The following is a 19,960-nucleotide window of genomic DNA, read 5'->3' on the forward strand; positions in this document are numbered from 1 at the left end:
CCATGACTACGGTAACGGATATGTACACTGAAGCCCGAGTAAACCAAAACGCCCCCACAAACATCGCAAGGGCGTCAGGACTCACGAAGAACTAGACAAACAACTGCGACCAGTTCACACCGCTCGGCTCGCTCAGAGTAAAGCCCTTACCGACCAAAGACAGGTTCTTGTTGTAAGCCTGATCATGCTCGAATTGCCCAGCCCACTTGCCCTTCAAAGTCGCAAGAGCCTGCGGCGCGTCCGGCAGAACACCCGAATGACAGATATGCGCCTGCGGCGTCCATACCGTCATGAAACCGAGCTGACCAATGTTCAGACAAAGATCGACATCACTGAAGGCCTGCGCGAAATCACCTTCGTCAAAACCACCCACCTCATCAAACAGTTCCTTGCGCACCATCAGACACGCCGCCGAAACGGCCGAGTAGTTTTGCGTCACCTGCAGACGACGCATATAACCCGACTCCTCCGAATCCAGGCCAATAAATGGCGAGCCTACACCGCCATTCAAGCCCAGAATCAAGCCAGCCTGAGTGATCTTGCCTTCTGCATCTGTCAGTCTGGCACCCACCACACCGACCTCGGGACGCTGGGCCTGGTTGAGCAGGTTGCCTATCCAGTTCGGACCCACCACCTCACTGTCCGCAGCCAGCCACAATAGATATTCGCCCCGGGCCTGAGCCGCCATGGCGTTGCACAACGCTGAGGGGCTAAGCTCCGCCTCTACCTCAAGCACCCGCACCCGGCCGCCAGGCTGTTCCAGTTGACCCAGCCATTCCAGCATTTGCGGTGCCATGCCCTGATGAGCGGCCACCAATACTTCAAAGCGCAGGTATCGGGTGCGTTGCAAAATGCTGACCACGCAACGCTGAAGTGACTCAAGCTCGACCTCGCCATGCAGGATCACGCTCACCAGTGGACGCTCGGTGTGGCGATAGTCGATTTGATGGATACCGTTGGCCTCGCACGTGACCTGCGCCTTATAGCCACGAGCACTCAAATGGCGAGTCAATGCCAGCCGCTCTTGAGTATTCTCAGTAGTCGACGGCGTATCACAAATCATCAACGGCTCATCGAGATGAGCCAGCCAGCCCAGACCGCCTTGCTGGATAATTCTCAACAGTAGGTCGAATTCCAGCGCGTCGGTGAATTCAGCAGAGTAACCCCCGGCCTCCATCAGCACATCACGACGGATCAGCCAGTGGCGGGCCATCAATGACGGAATGCTTTGCAGCAGATCCAGGTTGAAGCCTGGTCGGAAGATATCCCGCAACGCCCCGTTTGCCTGACGATGAATTTCGTCGGCGCAGACGGCGCGGCACTCGGGAGCGGCCAGCAACTCAAGGCCGGCCAGCAACAGGCCGGCCGCTGTGAACTGGTCACCGGCTTCTGCCATCATCAGCCAGTCCGTGGATAGCTGGCGAGCAATCTGGTTGAGTTTCTCGACATAGTTGTTCTGGGTGACTTTGACGAAGTGCAGCGTGCTGCCGAACGTCGTCGCACTCGGCGGTTCATCGGTCGTGAACACCACCACCTTGAAGCCCTTGTAGAGACCTTCGACCAGGCTGTCGAGCGTGATCTGCAACTTATGGATATCGTTGTCGAGATTGAGTACCAACAGACCAAATTGCGGCGGCGCGCCTTTGGTCTTGAGATAGTGACCTATCGCGCCTTGCTCCTCGATACCTGGAGTACGGGGTGCCAGCCACTTCAGCAGGCGGCCAGATTGCATGCCGGCGAACGTCTGCTGGTTGTCATATTCATAAATAGAATCAAGACGCTCAGCCCAGGCAAGCATATCGCGCGAACGGTCGTGTTCCTGATTAAGCTCAAGCTGATGCGCCAGTTGTTTGACCACCCGACGGTTGAACGCATTGAGTTGCATCGCGTCCCACAGACGCGGGATCTGCGTCTCGGCGGTGTCATTGCCGCGAACGGTTAATAGCTCTTCCTGCAAGGCCCATATACCTTCCAGGGCTTCAAGCTGTACGCGCGCTGCTGGCATCGCATGCAGGAAAAACTCGATTTCGGTCAACTGGTCGAAGAATGCCTGGTTGTAATAGGGCATTTCCATGTACTGCAGGGGACCAAAACGACGCTCCGGCCCCGCCTCTGGAACATTCCAGGTTGATTCAAAAATCAATTCGTTGGTCAGGGAGCGACGAGTCAGCAGGCATTGGCCCATCGCGGTAAAGCCATCCACCACCACTTGGCGGCGCTGCTCAGCGCTGAGGTCCTTCATGTCCGCAGGCAGTGACGCACAGAAATCAATAAACGCTTCACGCTCCCTGACCGATTGCTCATCGGTAAACAGCAGGGAGTGAGACACCTCTGTCTTGTGCTCAGAAGTTCCGACGTTGATTTCCCGCACCACGTACGGTGCATTCAGAACTCGCGCCTTGGCAGAGGCCAACAGGAAATACGCATGGCCAATTTCCTGCCACTGCATCGAGGTATTTTCCGGCAGTGTGGCGTACCACTCCTGCAGTAGCGAAGTGCGGGTAACGGCATAGAAAGGCGGCACGAACTGCCCCATGAACTCGACAACACGTTCCTGGGCCAGATCAGAGCAGTAGTCTTCCTGAATCTTCTTGTCGCGACGGAAGTATTTGACGTGTTTGCCCAAGGACGCATACATCAGGCAATAGCCGTGACACATGCCGTAGTCAGGGTTGTCATGCAGGAAATCTACCGAAGCCTGCAACGTGTCGTGCAGGATGAAGTCGTCATCCGAGACAAATACCATGTAAGGCGTGGAAACCAGCGGAACTCCGTAGACCAGCTTGGTCTGCAAGCCCCAATAACCAAACTGCGGCAGGTACTGATAGTCGATGTCGGCAACCGTTTGCGTCGGCAAATCCGTTGCTTTCTCGGCAGATGAGTCCAGTACCAGAATCCTGCAAGGCAGCGTCTGATAGTAGCGCAACGCCCGACGCAGAAAAGCCGGACGATTGTGACTGATGATCACCAGCGTAAGCTGTTCACTCAACGGCGGGCGATGGCTGGTAAGGTGCTGGCCTTGCATAAATAGTCCCCGTGCAACAGGCGATAAAGGATTCAATGACTTTGCGTTCAACGACTAGCGGACCCGACGCAGATAACCGTCCATCGCCACAGTGATCAGCAATTTGTTGTGAATCGATTCGTCGATCACAAAATCGGCGTTTTCCTTGAGGTAGGCCCAGACGGCGGTCTTCGGGTTGTCGCCCTTGCCCCATGGCCGATCCGGGAACGCGTCCTCGGGCATGTCTTCCACCACCGTATCCATCACCACGCAATAGCTGTCCACGGAAACCAGCGGGGAATAAAGACGCAACTCTTCAAGCACGTGCTCGTGAGTGTGATTGGAGTCCAGCACCACGATGACTTTCTTGCCCGCCGCGATAGCGCGCACTTGCTCGGCAGTTGCCGGATCAATGCTGGAGGCCTCGATCATCTGGATACGCTTGCTCATCGGGTGGCTTTCAATGGCCTCGCGGTTGTGCGGGCGAATATCACGGTCGATACCCAGCACTTCACCATGTCCTTGCAGCTCAAGCAGGGAAGCGTAATAGATGATGGAACCGCCATGAGCGATGCCGCATTCGATGACCAGATCCGGCTTGATGCGCCAGATCAGTTCCTGCATCGCCATCATGTCTTGAGGCAACTGAATGATCGGACGGCCCATCCAGGAAAAGTGATAGGTGTATTTGTGCCGTGCCGACTCGTTGTAAAACTCTTGGGCAAGGGCCTTGAGCTTCTGGTCCTGGCCCTGGTCGTTAACTTGCTCGTCGCATTCACGCTGGAATACTTGCAGTGCTGTATCCGTCATTTTTCTGTTCTCGATAAAGATGAGTTGAACCAATAGCCAGAGGCCTTGCGAGAAAAATCTTGCCAATGTGCCGACGCGAACCGGCGCGCATGGTGGCGCTCAACAGCCGTTATTCAGCGCCCTGCCGCCCTTCACTCAAGAGTCCCAACAGCCGCTTGTTGTCACCCCAGAACGCCATGGGTTCATGGGGGGAATAACCGTAATGCCCCAGATTCAAATGCAATGAGGCTCCCCTCTCCCGCAACCGCTGCTCGACCAGCGCCCGAACCGAGATCGGCTGGCCGCTGGCGCAATTGACGACGCCCGAGAAATCCCGGCAGTGCAGCACGCCGACAACATTGTCGGCAGCCACGTCAATGGCCAGGTAGTCGCGCAACTGGTCACCCGCCGACATGTTGAAAGAGCTGTCACCGGCATCGATCGACCGGTCAAGGCTGGCCAGCAGACTGTTGCTGTTTTGCCCCTCACCGTGCAGATAGAACAGGCGAACCCATTGCAGCGTGAAAGCCTGCTGCCGCTGCAAACTTTCCAGAAACAGACGCAAGGTGTTTTTAGCAAGGCCGTAGGGATTGGTCGGCTGAGCCACGGCGTTTTCATCCAGGGCACCGCTTTGCATGCCGTACTCGAAGCAGGTACCCGTCACCATCACCTGACCGATACCGGCCTCAACGACAGCTTTGATAAAGCGGTAGTCGGCGAACAGGTTCTGCTCGAAATGAAACAAACCCTGGTAGTTAGGCAGGCCTGGCCAGGCCAGATGCACGAGGGCATCGATACCCTTGGTGAGCGCCGCCACATCGAGATCATCAGCGTGAATATCCGCGCTGACGAACTCAACGTTCTTTATCCACGGCATGCTTTGTGCGACTTGAGCATTGCGGGCAACGGCGCGGACACGGCAGCCTTTGTTCAGCAAAGCGCTGACAACATGGCGGCCGACAAACCCGGTGGCACCGGTGACCAGTACATGCAAGCCCGTCACAGGACTTTCAACTCTGGAATAGCCACGACAAAACGCCCTCCCCAGCTGTTCACACCCGCGAACTGCCCGATGATCTCGTCGATCAGATTCCAGGGCAGCACTAATACGTAATCAGGCTTTTCCAGCGCGATACGCTCAGGCTCGACCACCGGAATGCGACTGCCCGGCAGGAACTTGCCTTGCTTGTGGGGGCTGGCGTCAGCGACCCAGGCCAACAGATCGGGCTTGATGCCCGCGTAGTTGAGCAGAGTGTTGCCCTTGGCCGCCGCGCCGTAGCCGACCACGCGCTTGCCATCGGCCTTGGCCTGCAGCAGGAAGCGCAGCAACTCATGCTTGATACGCTCGGCAGCCGGAGCGAGGCTGGTATAGAACTGCGCGGTTTTCACCCCAGTGTTCAACTCGGCCTCAAGTACACGCTGCACAGCGGGCATCTGATCATGCTGTCCACCGTCGGCGCGCTGCACGAAGACCCGAAGCGAGCCGCCATGAGTGGGCAGTTCACTGACGTCGAACACGCTCAGGCCATTACGCTCGCACAGGATCTGCACCGCAGTGAGCGAGAGGTAGGAATAGTGCTCGTGATACAGCGTGTCGAATTGCGCGCCTGCCATTAACGTCAGCAGATGAGGAAACTCGAAAGTTGCCACGCCGCTGGGTTTGAGCAAGATGGCGAAACCGCTCAGGAAATCATTGATGTCCGGCACATGGGCCAACACGTTGTTGGCGGCCATCAAGTCAGCAGCCCAGCCCTGCTCCAACAACTGCGAAGCGCTCTCACGGCCAAAAAACAGCTCGCGAATATCCAGGCCTTTGGCCCTCGCTGCCTGCGCTGTGCTGTGGGTCGGCTCGACCCCCAGACAGGCAATCCCGCGTCGGGCTACATACTGCAACAGGTAACCATCGTTGGCCGCGACTTCCACGACCCGGCTCTGCTCATTCAAGCCAAAACGCTCGACCATGGTCGCCACGTAGTGCTCGGCATGCTCCAGCCAGGTACTGGAAAAAGAACTGAAGTAAGCGTAATCGGCATCAAACAGGCTGTCGGCCCGCGTGTAGTCCTCGGTCTGCACCAGCCAGCAGGACTGACAGACCTGGACTTTCAATGGCACCCACTGCTCGGCGCTGTCCAGTTGCTCTGCCCGCAAATAGGCATTGGAAGGCGGCGAAGTGCCCAGATCAATCAGCGGCAGACTCAAAGCTGCACCGCACCCACGGCAATTCATAAACGCACTCCGGCGAATTGGGCATCCAGCAAGGGATGCGAAAGATCTCTTCCCGACAGATTCTTGACGGGCAGCGGCCAGGGGATACTCAGGCGTGGGTCGTGCACGCTGAGTCCGCCTTCGTGACCCGGCGTGTAATCGGCGCTGTGCAAATACAGTAATTCGGCGTCGTCGGTCATGGCCTGAAAGCCATGGGCAAAACCGGCCGGCAGCAGCAGGCTGCGGCCGTCACCCGCTCGCAGGTATTCGGCATGCCAGTGGAGGAAGGTCGCCGAATCGGGACGCAGATCCACCGCGACATCCCAGACTTCCCCCCGCAGACAACTGATCAACTTGGCTTCCGGCAGGCTGGCATTCTGATAATGCAGGCCGCGCACAGTCCCGCGCTCGCGGGTACAGGAATGGTTGATCTGGCGAATATGAAACGGCTGGCCAAACAGGCTCAGACTGCCTTCGCAATACAGTCGCGAGAAATGTCCGCGCTCATCGGCATGGTGTTTGTGCTGAACACTGAACAACCCTTCCAGCGGCAACGCATGCAACATGAACTCGCTCAATGCGACCCCCGATACAGATTCAATTGAGTGAGGGTCACCTCACGCATGTCTTTGCCAGCCTTCCACGCCAAGTGCCAGTCCAGCGTCTGCTCCAGACATTGCTGCAACGACCAGCGAGGTTTCCAGTCCAGCATCTGCCGGGCACGGCTGCTGTCCAGGCGCAAGAGACCGGCTTCATGCAGATCAGTCGGCTCGATACGCAAGCCCGGGGCCTGAGGCCAGCGACGGGCAAGCAGTTCGACCACTTCGCCGACGCTGCACATGTCCGCATCGCCAGGACCGAAGTTCCACGCCCCGGCAAAATCCGGACCCTGCTGATACAACCCGGCTGCCAGCAACAGATAGCCAGCCAGCGGCTCCAGCGCGTGCTGCCAAGGGCGCACCGCCTGCGGATAACGCAAGGTCACCGGCTCATTGGCCGACCAGGCCTTGAGTACATCGGGAATCAGGCGCTCCGGTGCAAAATCGCCACCGCCCAGCACGTTACCTGCACGGGCAGTGGCCAGCGCCAGGCCGTGTTCGGCGTAACGCTCTGCCGGAAAAAACGAAGCCGCATAAGACTGGGCAAGCAACTCGCAACAGGCCTTGCTGCTGCTGTACGGGTCATGCCCGCCCAGCGGCTCGTTCTCGCGGTACGGCCAGAGCCATTCCTGATTCGCATAGACTTTGTCGGTGGTGACCAGCACACAAGCGCGCACACCGCCGACCTGGCGAATGGCTTCAAGCACATTGAGCGTGCCCATGACATTGCTGGAATAAGTCCCCAGTGGATCGCGATAACCTTCACGCACCAGCGGTTGCGCAGCGAGATGCAGGACGATTTCCGGCTGGGTCTCGGCGATGATTTCCAGCAGAGCCCCCAGATCACGTAGATCACCGCGCTGGTCATTGATACCTTCGGCAACCCCGGCCAGCTCGAAGAGGCTTGGATCGGTGACGGGCTCAAGGGCAAAGCCCGTGACGCTGGCGCCCATGCTTTTCAGCCACAACGCCAGCCAGCTGCCTTTGAACCCCGTGTGACCGGTCAACAGAACGCGCTTGCCGCTCCAGAACTGTGAACTCAGCCCCACTGCTTCCATGGGGCCTCCCCGCTCTGCCACAGTTGCTCCAGGTGGTTCTTGTCACGCAGGGTGTCCATGGGGTGCCAGAAACCTTCGTGCTGGAAAGCCTTCAGTTCTCCACGCGCGGCGAGGCCCATCAGGGGTTCGGCTTCCCAGGTTGTATCGTCACCGGAGATCAGCGGCAACACTTTGGGTGACAACACAAAGAACCCACCGTTGATCCAGCCGCCATCACCACGAGGCTTTTCGGAAAAACCGAGCACCAGGTCGCCATCGCGCTCCAGAGCACCATAACGTCCTGGCGGCTGGACGGCAGTTACCGTCGCGAGCTTGTTGTGAGAGAGATGAAAGTCCACCAGAGCGCTGATGTTTAGATCAGAAACACCGTCGCCGTAGGTGAAGCAAAAGGCTTCTTCGTTTTCCAGATAGCGGCCAGCACGGCGCAGGCGCCCACCGGTCATGGTCTCCTCACCGGTATCGATCAGGGTCACGCGCCAGGGTTCGCTGTAATTCTGGTGGACGTCCATGCGGTTGTTGCACATGTCGAAGGTGACGTCAGAGGTATGCAGGAAATAGTTGGCGAAGAAGTCCTTGATCGCGTAGCCCTTGTAGCCCAGGCAAATCACGAAGTCGTTAATGCCGTGAGCGGAGTACTGCTTCATGATGTGCCAGAGAATTGGCTTTCCGCCGATTTCGATCATCGGCTTGGGCTTGAGATGCGACTCTTCGCTGATCCTTGTCCCCAGCCCACCGGCCAGAATTACTGCCTTCATCTCATCCCCTCTTCCACTTCACAGGGCCCCGTCAAGCTTTCGGGGGCTTTGCAAACCATCTGGACAAACCGTCAACGCTACCGGGATAGCGCTCATCGGCTGGCGCAAATACACGTTTTATGACGATATGGAGGGGAATATGCAGGAAGCGCGCCAGCCTGGATTGCCCAGGCCAGCGTCATAAGATCATGCGGGAGGTGTCAATCGGCAAACCAGCCGTTGACCCAATGCTCGAGGTTATCGCCACGCAGAACGAAGTCCCGGAGCACCATCTCTCTTAGCTGGTCACCCATACGATAACTGGCCTCAGGGTCAGCGAGATGCATACGAATAGCCTCCAGCCATTCCTGGGTGCTGTTGCTCTTCACCCGGGTGCAGGGCAGATAACCACGATAGGCGGCGGTGTCGGTACACACCACCGGATACCCGCAAGCGCCGTACTCAAGCAGACGAAGATTACTTTTGCAGTCGTTGAAGATGTGGAACTCCAGTGGTGCAAGCGCCAGGTCAAGGTTCAGGCTGGCCAGTTTGGCCGGGTAGCCATCCAGACCGATAACGCCGTGGAACTCATGGATATAAGGACGCAACTCATCGGGGCACATGCCAAAGAACACCCACTCCACTTCGTCAGCCAACTCGCGAACAACCTCGGCAATAATCTCCAGGTCACCGCTGTGACTGGTGCCGCCGCCCCAACCCACCCGCGGCTTTTTGGACGTCCGGCGCCGACTGTGAAGATTGCTCCACATGGACGCGTCAAGCATGTTCGGCACTACCCGGATATCGGTGTGCATGCTCGACAGCGCATCGGCCAACGACTCGGTGGTGACTACTACGCGATCACACAGACCAATTGCACGGCGCACCATACGCTCCATTTCTTCCCGCTCGGGCTTGTTGCGGGCATGCAGGTTTTTCTTCGTTGACTGTATGACGTAGTCATCAATTTCATAGATGCGCCGCGCCCTGGAGTAAGTTTTCATGGGCTCGATTTCCTTGATCGTGCCTTCACTGTAGCGACATTGCAGGATGATCACGTCCGGATCCAGCCGCGCCAGTTCGATCGTCGACGGCGCGGAGTAGTAAACCTGTCCTGTCGCCCTGCCTGCGGCCTGCAGCTCGGCCAGTGGCTGAATCACCCGGTAATGCCCAACGGCGCCAGCATTGATGGGTATCGCAGCAACGACGGGCAGCGTCTTGCGCACGAACGGACGCCAACCGTTAGTCAAGCCAGGGTCGAGACCAAAACTGCCGCCACCCAAGGTATTGAGCGACAGGTTTACGTTATAAGCCGGGTCCCGGGCAATGATCGGCAACCAACGCTTGTAGTAAGTCGCCGTCTCTGTCGCTTTGCGCTGCTCCAGCCCGGCATCGACAGTTGCTGGTCGGTTGCCCAACGCCAGTTGAGCGTAAGGCGTCCAGACCACCAGGTAACCTTTCTGGCGGATTCGCAGACAGAGGTCCACGTCGCCAAGAGTGCTGGTAAAACTCAGCTCATCCAGCCCGCCTACCTCATCAAACACCTGCTTGCGCACCAGCAGGCAATCAGCAGCGACCGCACTGAGATCATGGGCGACCTGCAAACGGTGCATGTAGCCAGCCGCATGACCGGCGATACCGTTAAACGCTGAACTGGCCGGACCCTGCAGCCCAAGAATCAACCCTGCGTGCACGACCGCGCCAGAAGGACTGAACAGCTTCGCCCCCACGACCGCGACTTCAGGACGCTGCCCGTGATTGAGCAACTCATCGAGCCAGTCTGATTCGGTCACCACCGCAAAACAGTTGAGCATCAACAGGTAATCGCCCCGCGCGTGCTCGGCAGCAAAATTGTACAGAGCAGCAGTGTTGCCCTGCTCCGGGTAACTCAACACGCGCAACTTGTCACTGCCTAACTGCGCCATGGCCTCCAGCCAGACCAGGGTGCCAGGTTGCTCGCTGCCGTTGTCCACCAGCAATAACTCGTATTCGGTGTAGGCCGTTTTTTCCAGCAGACTTTCTGCACAGCGCTGCAAGGCCGCTATCTGATCCTTGCAGGTGATGATGATCGACACCAGTGGGCGTTCTGCGTGCCGGTAATCAATCCGGTTGATCAGCGGCATGCTGCCATGGCGCAGATCATGCGCAACCCCCAGACGCTGAAGGTGCGCGCGCAGTACGGCAGGGTTCTGCTCGACGACTTCTGGCTGGGCAAGCCAGCCGGCGAGGCCCAACGGCGCCTCCACCAGAATATCGCTGATATGCTCCACCACCTGGGTACCATGGGTTTCCACCAGACGCCAGAGCACATCGTGAGGCGCCAACTCCCCACAGCCCCCATCAAAACCACCGACGGCAAGGAACTGCTCGCGGTTAAAGGCCAGCGTTCGACCCACATAGGGGTAACTGCGCAGCAAATCCAGATTGAAATCAGGCTTGAAGATAGGGTCTACAGACTCGGTGTCACGGAGCCCGCCTTCATCACTGTACAGACACAAGGTATCGGCAAAGGCGACAATCCGCTCGGCCATCACCAGCAACGCTGGCGCGATAACCCGGTCACCCGCCTGTAGCAGATAAAACCAGTCAGCACCCTGCAGCGGCCCCAAAACCTCATTGAGCTGTTGCTGCCAGTTTTTCTGCAGCGGCATGCGCAGCGTATTACCCTCCAGCAGCGTCTCGGTACAGCTGCGGGAAAGTACCAGCACCAGATGCGGCGGATATTCCTGTGCTTCGAGGCTCTGCAGGGTCACCGCCAGCTCGCCGCCAGTGAACTGATCATCAATGATCACCGGAACGATCTTGGGCAGCCAGGACCAGCTATCCAGCGTCTCCGGCAAAAGGTTGCGCTGAACCTCGGAGAGGGAGCGACACGCCAGCCATTGCTCGTACAGCTCGGAAAAACTCTGCGCCTTGATACCGACCCGCCAGGGAAGCGTACTCTGCCGGGTCCCCATGGAACGACCGAGGCAAATTTCTTCCCAGACACGCGGAGCCTCGTCGGCCCGCTTTAGCGGTAAATACCGAACCCAGCCATGGGCTGGCGCCGACTCACCGCTGCGCCCTTTGAGCATTTGCCGCAACCAGTCGCGCTCACCCCGCACCGCGTCCTTCATTGAGGGCTGTGCGCTCAAGCGATCCTGGTACAGCCGCTCAACGCTGAGGATATCGTTGAGCAGCACCAGATTGCCACGGCGCAAGAGGCAAATATACAAAGCAAAATCCAGACTCGCGACAAAGCAATGATCCGGCTGGGTCAGGGCGGGCAACAGCTCCTGAATATCGGCGCGACGAAACAACGTACTGCTGAACCCACCCAGGAAATTGACCGGGTACGACTCGATAATCGCCAGCAGATCATCGCCCTTGAGAATCGAACTTTCCGGACAAAGCACGTCATTTTCCAGACGCTGCGGAAGCACTATGTTGTCTGCATCCCAAAGCATTCGCTGCGCGGTAACCAGACTTGCATCGGAGTGCTCAATCAGCGCATTGGCCTGAATCTCGATGCAGCCGGGAAACAACAAATCGTCGTCGCAGAAAAACTTGATGAACTCGCCCTGAGCCTCATTGAGGCAAACCTGCAGATTACCCGTCAGACCCAGATGTTCAGCATTACGCACATAGCGCAGACTGACGCTCGCAGCATCGCTAAACGAATCAAAAATCGCCTTGATTTCGCTGCCACGACTGTCATCACAGACGATGACTTCAAGATTGGAATACGTCTGGTGCAGGGCACTGACCAGTGCAGCGTTGAAAAAGCGCGGGTTATAGGCGGGGATGACAATGCTGACAAGAGGAGCTGGATTCACTGGACATACTCACGAGCGGCGGGCCTGCCTTACGGATCAAGCCCCTTAACCGCTGAAAAAAGACGGTTTGCTCGGCGATGCGCCGCATTTCTGCGGCGTTGCACTTACAACTGACTGAACAGGTTCAACTGTGCAAGCTTGGTAAATACCAACTGCGAAGCCGTCAGCATGGTTTGCTGCATGGTCAAACGCCCGATGGCATCAACCGGATCGGAGTCGGTAATTTTGCCCTGTTCCAGCTTGTTGTTGCCTTTGAGCAGATCATTGGTCACACCTTGATCATCGGCACTGGCCTGACGGGCACCACCAGCGGAAATGGCAGTGGAAACCCTCTCGGTACCGCTGGCGATGTTACCCAGAGCAGAATCCAGAGCAGCCTGCAATTTCTGACCAGCCACTGGATTGCCATCGGCTGGCGTGCTCAGCGCAGTGATCACCGACGACAGGGTATTGAGTACGTTCTGGGTCTTCTGAGTGCCGCCCTTGACCACAAACTGGTCATTGATATCTGGCGTGCCATTGATCGTGAAGTTGATCCCGGAAGCACTGATGGTCGTGTTCGGTGGCGTCAGCGTCATCGTACCGCTGGAAACCGGCGTGCTGCTGCTGGTGATCGGCGAGGCATACAACGCATAGTCGGTAGCCGAGGTGAACTTGAGGACCGCGCCACCGGCAGGGAACGTATTGTTATACGCTGCCATCTCTGCGGCACTGCTACCCACCGCTGCACCGGTAATCACTGCACCGGACGTGTTGCCGTTGCTGCGCGTGGTGCTGATTTTGTCTGTCGTGGCAGCCAGAGTGAAGGTACGCTCAGGAGGCCCGGCAATAGCTGCATCGGCAAGCGCCGGATCCGCCCGTTCGGCATCCGTAAGGTTCACATTGAGCGACAACTGTACGCCACGAAAATTGATCGTCTGGGACGCAGCATTTGCCGAAGAGAAATTCCCCCCGCTGCTGGCATCAATAGTGACATCAGTGTTGGTCGCAAGACTCGTGATCTTGTACTGCGTACTGCTCAGAAAGGTCAGCTCGTAAGGCTGTCCTGCCAGGTACTCCGCCGAGTAGGTAGCGCTGGAGGCGACACTCCCCCCGGACAGGCTGATCTTGCCGTCATTGGTTGCCGGTGAGGTCAGAGTCGACGAGGTGCGCGTGCTGTTGACTGCCGTCTCGAAAGCATCCCAGCCGGTGGTATTGCTGGCCACACTCAAGCCGTCGCCAATGGCGAGGTTGATGGAAGTCTGGTCGCCGTTGTAAGAGTACGTGCCGTCCGAATTCAGGGAGTACGGTGCTGTTGACGTCTTCGAGCCGGAAAACAGGTACTCGCCGTTGGCGTCCTGGCTGTTCATGAGCCCCAGAATCTGGGTCTGCACCGCTTTCAATTCGTCAGCGGCGGATTTACGGTCGTTGTCTGTGTAAGTACCGTTACCTGCGGCAATAATCAGTTCCGACGCCCTTTGCAGCGAATTCTGAATACTCTTCAAGGCCGTCTCGGACTTGGTCACATTGGTGCCAATGGTACTGATGTTGGCACCGTACTGAGTCAGCATCGAGTTTTGCTGGGACAACTCCAGCACTCGCGCAGCACCCACCGGATCATCGGCAGCAGTATTGAGCTTGATCCCGCTGGCGACCTCTTCGCCCGTCTGGTTCACCTTGGCATAGGTACGCTGGTAATTGGCGGTACTGGTTTCGTAAAACTGAGCAGTTGAAATACGCATGGATTACGCCCCCTTAAAGACTGTTGATCAGCGTGCTGAAAATGGACTGCGCCGCTTTGATGATCTGCGAAGACGCCGTGTAGTACTGTTGATACTTGATCAGGTTGGCGGCTTCCTCATCGAGGGAAACGCCGGATATCGCATCGCGTGAGTTTTTTGACTGGGTCAACAGTGCGGCAGTCGCTGTGGTATCGCTAAGCCCCTGAGCAGCCGCCGAACCGACGTTTGAAACCAGCGTTCCGTAAGCGCCAGACATGCTCTGTCCGACCGTACCGTTGACACCCACCGTCTGTTTGGTCTGCAGAGCCAACAAGTCGGTCGCATTGCGGTTGTCGGCAGAACCCGCGCCGGTCAGGCCAATGTTGTAGGCATCATTGTTGTTGGGCGCCCCCGCGATGGTCATCTCGACCGAAAAGGACTGAGCAGCGCTGGCAGAATCGGTGTAACCCACATTAAAGGTCAGCGTGTTGCTTTGCCCTGGCACAATATTGCCAGTGATGGCGCTACCGTTCTTGTCCAGCACCGCGTTGCCCTGAGCGTCCAGCAACTGATAGCTCTGAACACCCCCTGATGCCGTGCCGAACAGCAGTTTCATCGGCGTGGAGGTGGTGATTGCGTTACGCAGGTCCGCTGTTGCGGCCGTGTCGTAGATGTCCGATTTAGTCGTGAGTGTCGGCTGGGTAAACGTACCGGTACCGGAGTTGGCAGCGGCGGTCGCCGTCAGCGGTGCAGCAGCAGCAAGACTGCGCGGATCGGAAATCACGGTTGACAACTGTGCCGCCGCATTGCGGGTCGGCGTCAACTTGAAGCTGTCACCGAACCCCATAGCGTTGCCATTCAGGCTGACCGAGAAGCCATCGAACTGCTTGGGCGGATTGTCATCCAGACTGCCGCTGCCGACAGAAGTACCGTCCGGCAAAGAACGAACAATAAATTTCTTGTTGTCACCGGCGTCGTTAAAAACAACCTCGTAATCGCTGGAGGTCAATTTGCTGGTGTCAGTGATCGTGACATCAAGATTGCCTGAACCGGCAGTGTTGGTTGCACGACCGATGCTGCGCTGGCTGATCTGACTCGGATCATTGATGCTGCTGAACAGGTTGGAGCCAAAGTTACCGTTAGCGTCGATACCCTGATTCAACTGGCTGTTGACTTGATCGGACAGCACCAGTGCAACCCGGCCGAGCTCGTTGGTCGCCGGGGTCAATACCTCGCTGCGGTAACGCAGCAGACCACCGATACTGCCGCCAGTGATGACCGACGTGACATCTACATTCGCGGTGCCGTAAGTCAGCTTGAGGCCGTATTGCAGCGGATCGGTAGCGCTCGGTGAAGCCGTCATGGTGTAGGCGGTGTTGCCTGTAACCAGCGACTGCCCGGTACCGATGTAAACGTCGTAGCTGCCGTTGTTCTCGACCACCTTGGCACCGACCAGCTCATTGAGCTGGCGCACGGCCTCGTTACGCGAGTCGAGCATGGTATTAGGTGTCGCGCCGGTCGCCGTCGCCGACGTGATCTGCTTGTTGAGCGAGGCAATGGTCGACGACAGCTTGTTGACCTGATCCGCCGTGGAAGACAACTGGCTGTTAACCGAAGCGTTCTGCGAACTGAGCTGTGAGCTGATCGAGTTGAAACGACCGCTGAGCGCGCTGGCCTGGGTCAAAAATAGTTGCCGGGAGTTCGAGTCGGTAGCGAGTTTCGACACCCCTTGCAACTGGGTGAAAAACTGCGACAGCGACGTAGCAATACCGGTGGCGCTGTCCGACAACAACTTATCGGTCTGGGACGCTTGCCCTGAGTAAGCCACCGCATCGGCACTCAGCGCGGTGCTGGTTTGCAATTGGGCATCCATGTAGCTGTTGTAGATCCGACGAACGTCGGACAGCGTCGTCCCGGTGCCGATATAACCAGCACCCAGATTCTGCTGCAACGAAGCAGTGGTCATGACCTGCTGACGCGAATAACCCGCGGTATCCACGTTGGCCGTGTTGTTACCGATGGTGTTCATCGCGGCACTGCTTGCTGACAGCCCAGATAACCCAATTGAAAGCAGCGACATGATTAAAACCTTATAAAGTCGTGGAAGAGCCCGTAGTGGCGGCGTAGTTCTGGTAACTCTTCATCTGTTTCGCAATCTGCGAAATCTTGCTGGCATAGTCTGGATCCGTAGCGTATCCAGCCTTCTGCAATTCTTTTACAAACTGTTCTGGGTTATCGGCAGAATTCACGACTTCTTTATAGCGATTGTTGTTCTGCAACAGGCTGACCAGGTCGTGGAAGCTGTCTGCGTAGGAGTCATAGGAACGGAAGTCCGCCGTCTCTTTGACCATCTTGCCGTCACGGAACTCGCTGGTAATTGCCCGCGCCTGCTTGCCGTCCCAGCTACCCGTCGCCTTGATGCCGAACAGGTTGTGACTGCTGCTGCCGTCCTGCTGACGCATGATCGACTTGCCCCAACCGGTTTCCAGTGCGGCTTGCGCCACCAGGATCGCCGGATCGACGCCGATGCGCGCAGCAGCATCCTTGGCCAGCGGCAACATGGTCGCCATGAACTCATCGGAATTGCCGAATGCACGCTTGGCCGGAGCCAAAGGCGGCTGAGCAATACTGCGCACATATTGCGGGGTCGCTGGCGCGAGATTCGGGTCCATGGTCCAGTCGCCGTTTCCGCTGCCCGTGCTTTTACTGGCGACGTTGCTGCGCGCAACAGGCGACAGCTCAGTGGCACCCGACGGCACGATGCCCGCCAGCAGACGATCCGTAAGTTTGCTGGGCAATGCCAGGCGGCGGGAATTGAGCGCAGCCACATCGTTGCGCCCTTCTGCCACTGCAGCGGTCTTGTCACTTGAGGCTGAACGGGTTGCCCACAACGGCCGTTGCTGAACGCTGGCAGCCAGGCCGCTGGCAGCGGTCGAAGCATCGCCTTTTGCCGCATCAGCTGTAGCAGCCGTGTGCATGTTGCGAGTCTTGGACAACTGACGCATCAGCACGTCTTGCAGGCCGATACCATTGCCACGCCCGGACAACGTCACGGACATCTGCTGGTCGTACATATCCTGATACTGCCGGGTTGCGGCGGTATTCATCGGATTGTCCTTGGCCAGCACTTCGTTGGCAGAACGCATCGCCTTGAGCATCTGACTGACGAACAGCGACTCGAACTCCTGCGCAACCTTTTTCAGGTTGGCATCGCTGTTCACATCACCGGTTTTCAACGAGCTCAGGCGATTGAGGTCGGTGTACGCACCTGAATCGATACCTGAAGAAACCGCGCTCTTGGGCATGTCCATTAACAGTGTCCTCAGATCACGATCAGGTCGGCCTGCAAGGCGCCGGCCTGTTTCAATGCTTCAAGGATTGCCATCAAGTCGCCGGGCGCAGCGCCCACCTGGTTAACGGCACGGACGATCTCATCAAGCGTGGTACCAGGACCGAACTTGAACATGGGGTGCAACTCTTGCTGAGCATTAAGCTTGGAGCGTGGTACCACCGCCGTCTGACCACCGGACAGTGCGCCTGGCTGGCTCACGATCGGGTCTTCGGTGATGGTCACCGTCAGGCTGCCGTGAGTCACAGCAGCGGGCGAAACCTTAACGTTCTGACCGATCACGATGGTGCCGGTACGCGAGTTGATGATGACTTTGGCCGCAGTCTGACCCGGATCGATTTCAAGGTTTTCCAGCACTGACAGATAGTCAACGCGCTGCCCCGGATCCAGCGGCGCGGTCACCCGCACCGAACCGCCATCCAGCGCCTGGGCAACGCCAGGACCGAGCAGGTCATTGATCTTGTCCACCACGCGCTTGGCGGTGGTGAAGTCCGAACGGTTGAGGTTCAGGGTCAGTGTGTTGCCCTGATTGAAGCCACTCGGCACTGCTCGTTCAACAGAAGCGCCGCCAGGAATACGACCGGATGACGGAACGTTGACCGTGATTTTCGAACCGTCGCGGCCCTCGGCATCAAAGCCGCCGACCACCAGGTTGCCCTGAGCGATGGCATAAACGTTACCGTCGACACCTTTCATCGGCGTCATCAACAGCGCACCGCCCCGCAGGCTTTTCGAGTTACCGATCGACGACACGGTGATGTCAACGGTCTGGCCTGGTTTGGCGAACGCAGGCAAGTCTGCATACACCGCCACTGCCGCGACGTTTTTCAACTGCACCGTGCCGGAGCCGGCCGGCACCTTGATGCCGAACTGGGCCAGCATGTTGTTGAAGGTCTGCAAGGTAAACGGGGTCTGAGTTGTCTGGTCACCCGTACCGTTAAGCCCCACGACCAGGCCATAACCGATCAGCTGGTTGGCCCGTACGCCGGAAATACTGGCGATGTCCTTCAAACGCTCGGCATGAGCGCCGAACGCGGTAGACAACAGCAGTGCTGCCGCGAGCAATTGCTTGAGATTGATCATGTTTATCCCGCTATCAGAAAGGGAACAACGGGCTGAGGAAGAACCGGTCAAACCAGCCTGGCTGGCTCGAATCGGCAAATGCACCAGTACCTGAATACGTAATGCGCGCATCGGCCACGCGAGTGGACGAAACGGTGTTGTCAGTCGCAATGTCGTCAGCACGAACCAGGCCGGCGATACGCACCAGCTCGTCACCGGTGTTCAGCGTCATCCACTTCTCGCCGCGGACTGCAAGGATGCCGTTGGGCATGACATCAGCAACGGTCACCGTGACCGAACCGGTGAGGCTGTTGCTCTGGGCAGCCTTGCCATCACCGGCAGTGGTGCGTGCGCCGTTGTAGCCAGCACCGAGGCTCAAATCGTTACTGCCAATCGGGTTGTTGGTGGTCAGACCCGACCCGAACAGCGAGGTCAGGCCGATGTTTGCCGTGCTGTTCTTGGAGATGCCCGAGCTTGCAGCCTTGCTCGCGGCCATCCGCTCCGACAAGGTAATAGTGATGATGTCGCCGACCCGGAAAGCCTTGCGATCGCCATACATGTTCTGCTCGAAACCCGCCTGATAAATCGAGCCATTGTTTGCCGCTGCGGGCAATGGCGTACGCGGCATCACCGGCGCGTAATAAGGGTCATTAGGCTTGGCATTAGGCGCAACGCAGCCTGCCAGCAGAGCGATTCCACAGAATGGCACCACCAACACAGAAAACCGCAGAACAGATAGCCGTTTCATGACACTTAAAACCTCGCGGTGTAACTGGCGCCGGGCAGGCGCCTCATCGAATTGAGCGGGTAGAGCAACAGGTCAAACAGGTCGATCAAGGTGTTACAGATTCTGCGTCAGGTTCTGCAGCATCTGGTCAGCCGTCGAGATGACTTTCGAGTTCATCTCATAAGCACGTTGAGTGGTGATCATGTTGACCAGCTCTTCAACGGTGCTGACGTTGGATGCTTCAAGGGTGTTCTGCAGCGTGGTACCCAGACCGTTCAGGCCAGGCGTACCGACTTGCGGCGCACCACTGGATGCTGTTTCCAGGAACAGGTTGCCGCCCTGCGCTTGCAGACCCGCCGGGTTGATGAAGTCAGCCGTCTGGATGTTGCCGATAATCTGTGGCGTTGCAGTCGCACCGGCCAATGTGATCGAAACAGTACCGTCCTGACCCACGGTGAAGGTCTGGGCGTTCTGCGGTACGACGATGGCGGGTTCCAGCGCATAACCATTGGCGGTCACGATCTGGCCGTTGCCGTCCAGGTGAAACGTACCGTCACGGGTGTAGGCGATAGTGCCGTCAGGCTGCATGATCTGCAGGAAGCCACGACCGTTCACTGCGATATCCAGTGGGTTTTCGGTGGTTTCCAGGCTACCGGCGGTGAAGTTTTTCTGCGTACCGACGATGCGCACACCGGTACCCAGTTGCAGACCGGACGGCAATTCGCTGTCCTGGGTCGACTGAGCACCCGGCTGGCGCTTGATCTGATACAGCAGGTCCTGGAACTCGGCGCGATCACTTTTAAAGCCTGTGGTCGATACGTTTGCCAGGTTGTTGGAAATGGTCGTCAGGTTCATGTCCTGAGCGGCGAGACCGGTTTTCGCGACATATAGTGCAGGAAGCATTCTTTCTCTCCTCGT

At 57.7% G+C, this 19,960-nt stretch carries 14 protein-coding genes; all 14 read right to left on the bottom strand.

What is annotated here, in order from left to right; all coding sequences use genetic code 11:
• Window positions 1-91 precede the first annotated feature (91 nt).
• The 14 genes from H8S59_RS15345 to flgG all read right to left on the bottom strand — a co-directional run bounded on the left by H8S59_RS15345 (window position 92) and on the right by flgG (window position 19,945).
• Window positions 92-3,025: a glycosyltransferase family 2 protein gene (locus H8S59_RS15345; protein ID WP_187521966.1), complete on the bottom strand. Its 2,934-nt coding sequence runs from the start codon at window positions 3,023-3,025 to the stop codon at window positions 92-94.
• A gap of 54 nt (window positions 3,026-3,079) precedes the next feature.
• Window positions 3,080-3,814 (bottom strand): cephalosporin hydroxylase family protein, encoded by a 735-nt coding sequence (locus tag H8S59_RS15350; protein WP_099267366.1) that lies wholly within the window; start codon window positions 3,812-3,814, stop codon window positions 3,080-3,082.
• Between the two features lie 109 nt (window positions 3,815-3,923).
• Window positions 3,924-4,787 (bottom strand): NAD-dependent epimerase/dehydratase family protein, encoded by an 864-nt coding sequence (locus tag H8S59_RS15355; protein ID WP_187521976.1) that lies wholly within the window; start codon window positions 4,785-4,787, stop codon window positions 3,924-3,926.
• 5 nt (window positions 4,788-4,792) lie between these two features.
• Window positions 4,793-6,019 (bottom strand): class I SAM-dependent methyltransferase, encoded by a 1,227-nt coding sequence (locus H8S59_RS15360; RefSeq protein ID WP_187521967.1) that lies wholly within the window; start codon window positions 6,017-6,019, stop codon window positions 4,793-4,795.
• The gene (locus H8S59_RS15365; RefSeq protein ID WP_187521968.1) at window positions 6,016-6,576 is read right to left on the bottom strand and encodes a dTDP-4-dehydrorhamnose 3,5-epimerase family protein; all 561 of its coding nucleotides are present in this window, start codon (window positions 6,574-6,576) and stop codon (window positions 6,016-6,018) included. The genes H8S59_RS15360 and H8S59_RS15365 overlap by 4 nt, the downstream gene beginning before the upstream one ends.
• A complete protein-coding gene (gene rfbG / locus H8S59_RS15370) occupies window positions 6,573-7,655 on the bottom strand; it encodes a CDP-glucose 4,6-dehydratase (protein WP_187521969.1) in 1,083 nt (360 codons plus the stop codon). Before rfbG ends, H8S59_RS15365 begins: the two co-directional genes overlap by 4 nt.
• The gene (gene rfbF, locus H8S59_RS15375) at window positions 7,637-8,410 is read right to left on the bottom strand and encodes a glucose-1-phosphate cytidylyltransferase (protein ID WP_095094547.1); all 774 of its coding nucleotides are present in this window, start codon (window positions 8,408-8,410) and stop codon (window positions 7,637-7,639) included. The genes rfbG and rfbF overlap by 19 nt, the downstream gene beginning before the upstream one ends.
• Window positions 8,411-8,610: 200 nt before the next feature.
• Complete coding sequence (locus H8S59_RS15380; RefSeq protein WP_187521970.1) at window positions 8,611-12,204, bottom strand: glycosyltransferase; 3,594 nt, start codon at window positions 12,202-12,204, stop codon at window positions 8,611-8,613.
• Window positions 12,205-12,308: 104 nt separating this feature from the next.
• Window positions 12,309-13,925: a flagellar hook-associated protein 3 gene (locus H8S59_RS15385; RefSeq protein WP_187521971.1), complete on the bottom strand. Its 1,617-nt coding sequence runs from the start codon at window positions 13,923-13,925 to the stop codon at window positions 12,309-12,311.
• A gap of 13 nt (window positions 13,926-13,938) precedes the next feature.
• Window positions 13,939-15,984: a flagellar hook-associated protein FlgK gene (flgK, locus tag H8S59_RS15390; protein ID WP_187521972.1), complete on the bottom strand. Its 2,046-nt coding sequence runs from the start codon at window positions 15,982-15,984 to the stop codon at window positions 13,939-13,941.
• 10 nt (window positions 15,985-15,994) lie between these two features.
• Window positions 15,995-17,215 (bottom strand): flagellar assembly peptidoglycan hydrolase FlgJ, encoded by a 1,221-nt coding sequence (gene flgJ / locus H8S59_RS15395; RefSeq protein WP_095094554.1) that lies wholly within the window; start codon window positions 17,213-17,215, stop codon window positions 15,995-15,997.
• 11 nt (window positions 17,216-17,226) lie between these two features.
• Window positions 17,227-18,336: a flagellar basal body P-ring protein FlgI gene (locus tag H8S59_RS15400; protein ID WP_095094556.1), complete on the bottom strand. Its 1,110-nt coding sequence runs from the start codon at window positions 18,334-18,336 to the stop codon at window positions 17,227-17,229.
• A 13-nt stretch (window positions 18,337-18,349) separates the two neighbouring features.
• The gene (gene flgH, locus H8S59_RS15405) at window positions 18,350-19,063 is read right to left on the bottom strand and encodes a flagellar basal body L-ring protein FlgH (RefSeq protein WP_027898282.1); all 714 of its coding nucleotides are present in this window, start codon (window positions 19,061-19,063) and stop codon (window positions 18,350-18,352) included.
• Between the two features lie 93 nt (window positions 19,064-19,156).
• On the bottom strand, window positions 19,157-19,945 hold the full coding sequence (gene flgG, locus H8S59_RS15410; RefSeq protein WP_027898281.1) for a flagellar basal-body rod protein FlgG: 789 nt from the start codon (window positions 19,943-19,945) through the stop codon (window positions 19,157-19,159).
• Window positions 19,946-19,960 lie beyond the last annotated feature (15 nt).

Source organism: Pseudomonas folii, assembly GCF_014357575.1.
GTDB classification, from domain to species: domain Bacteria; phylum Pseudomonadota; class Gammaproteobacteria; order Pseudomonadales; family Pseudomonadaceae; genus Aquipseudomonas; species Aquipseudomonas folii.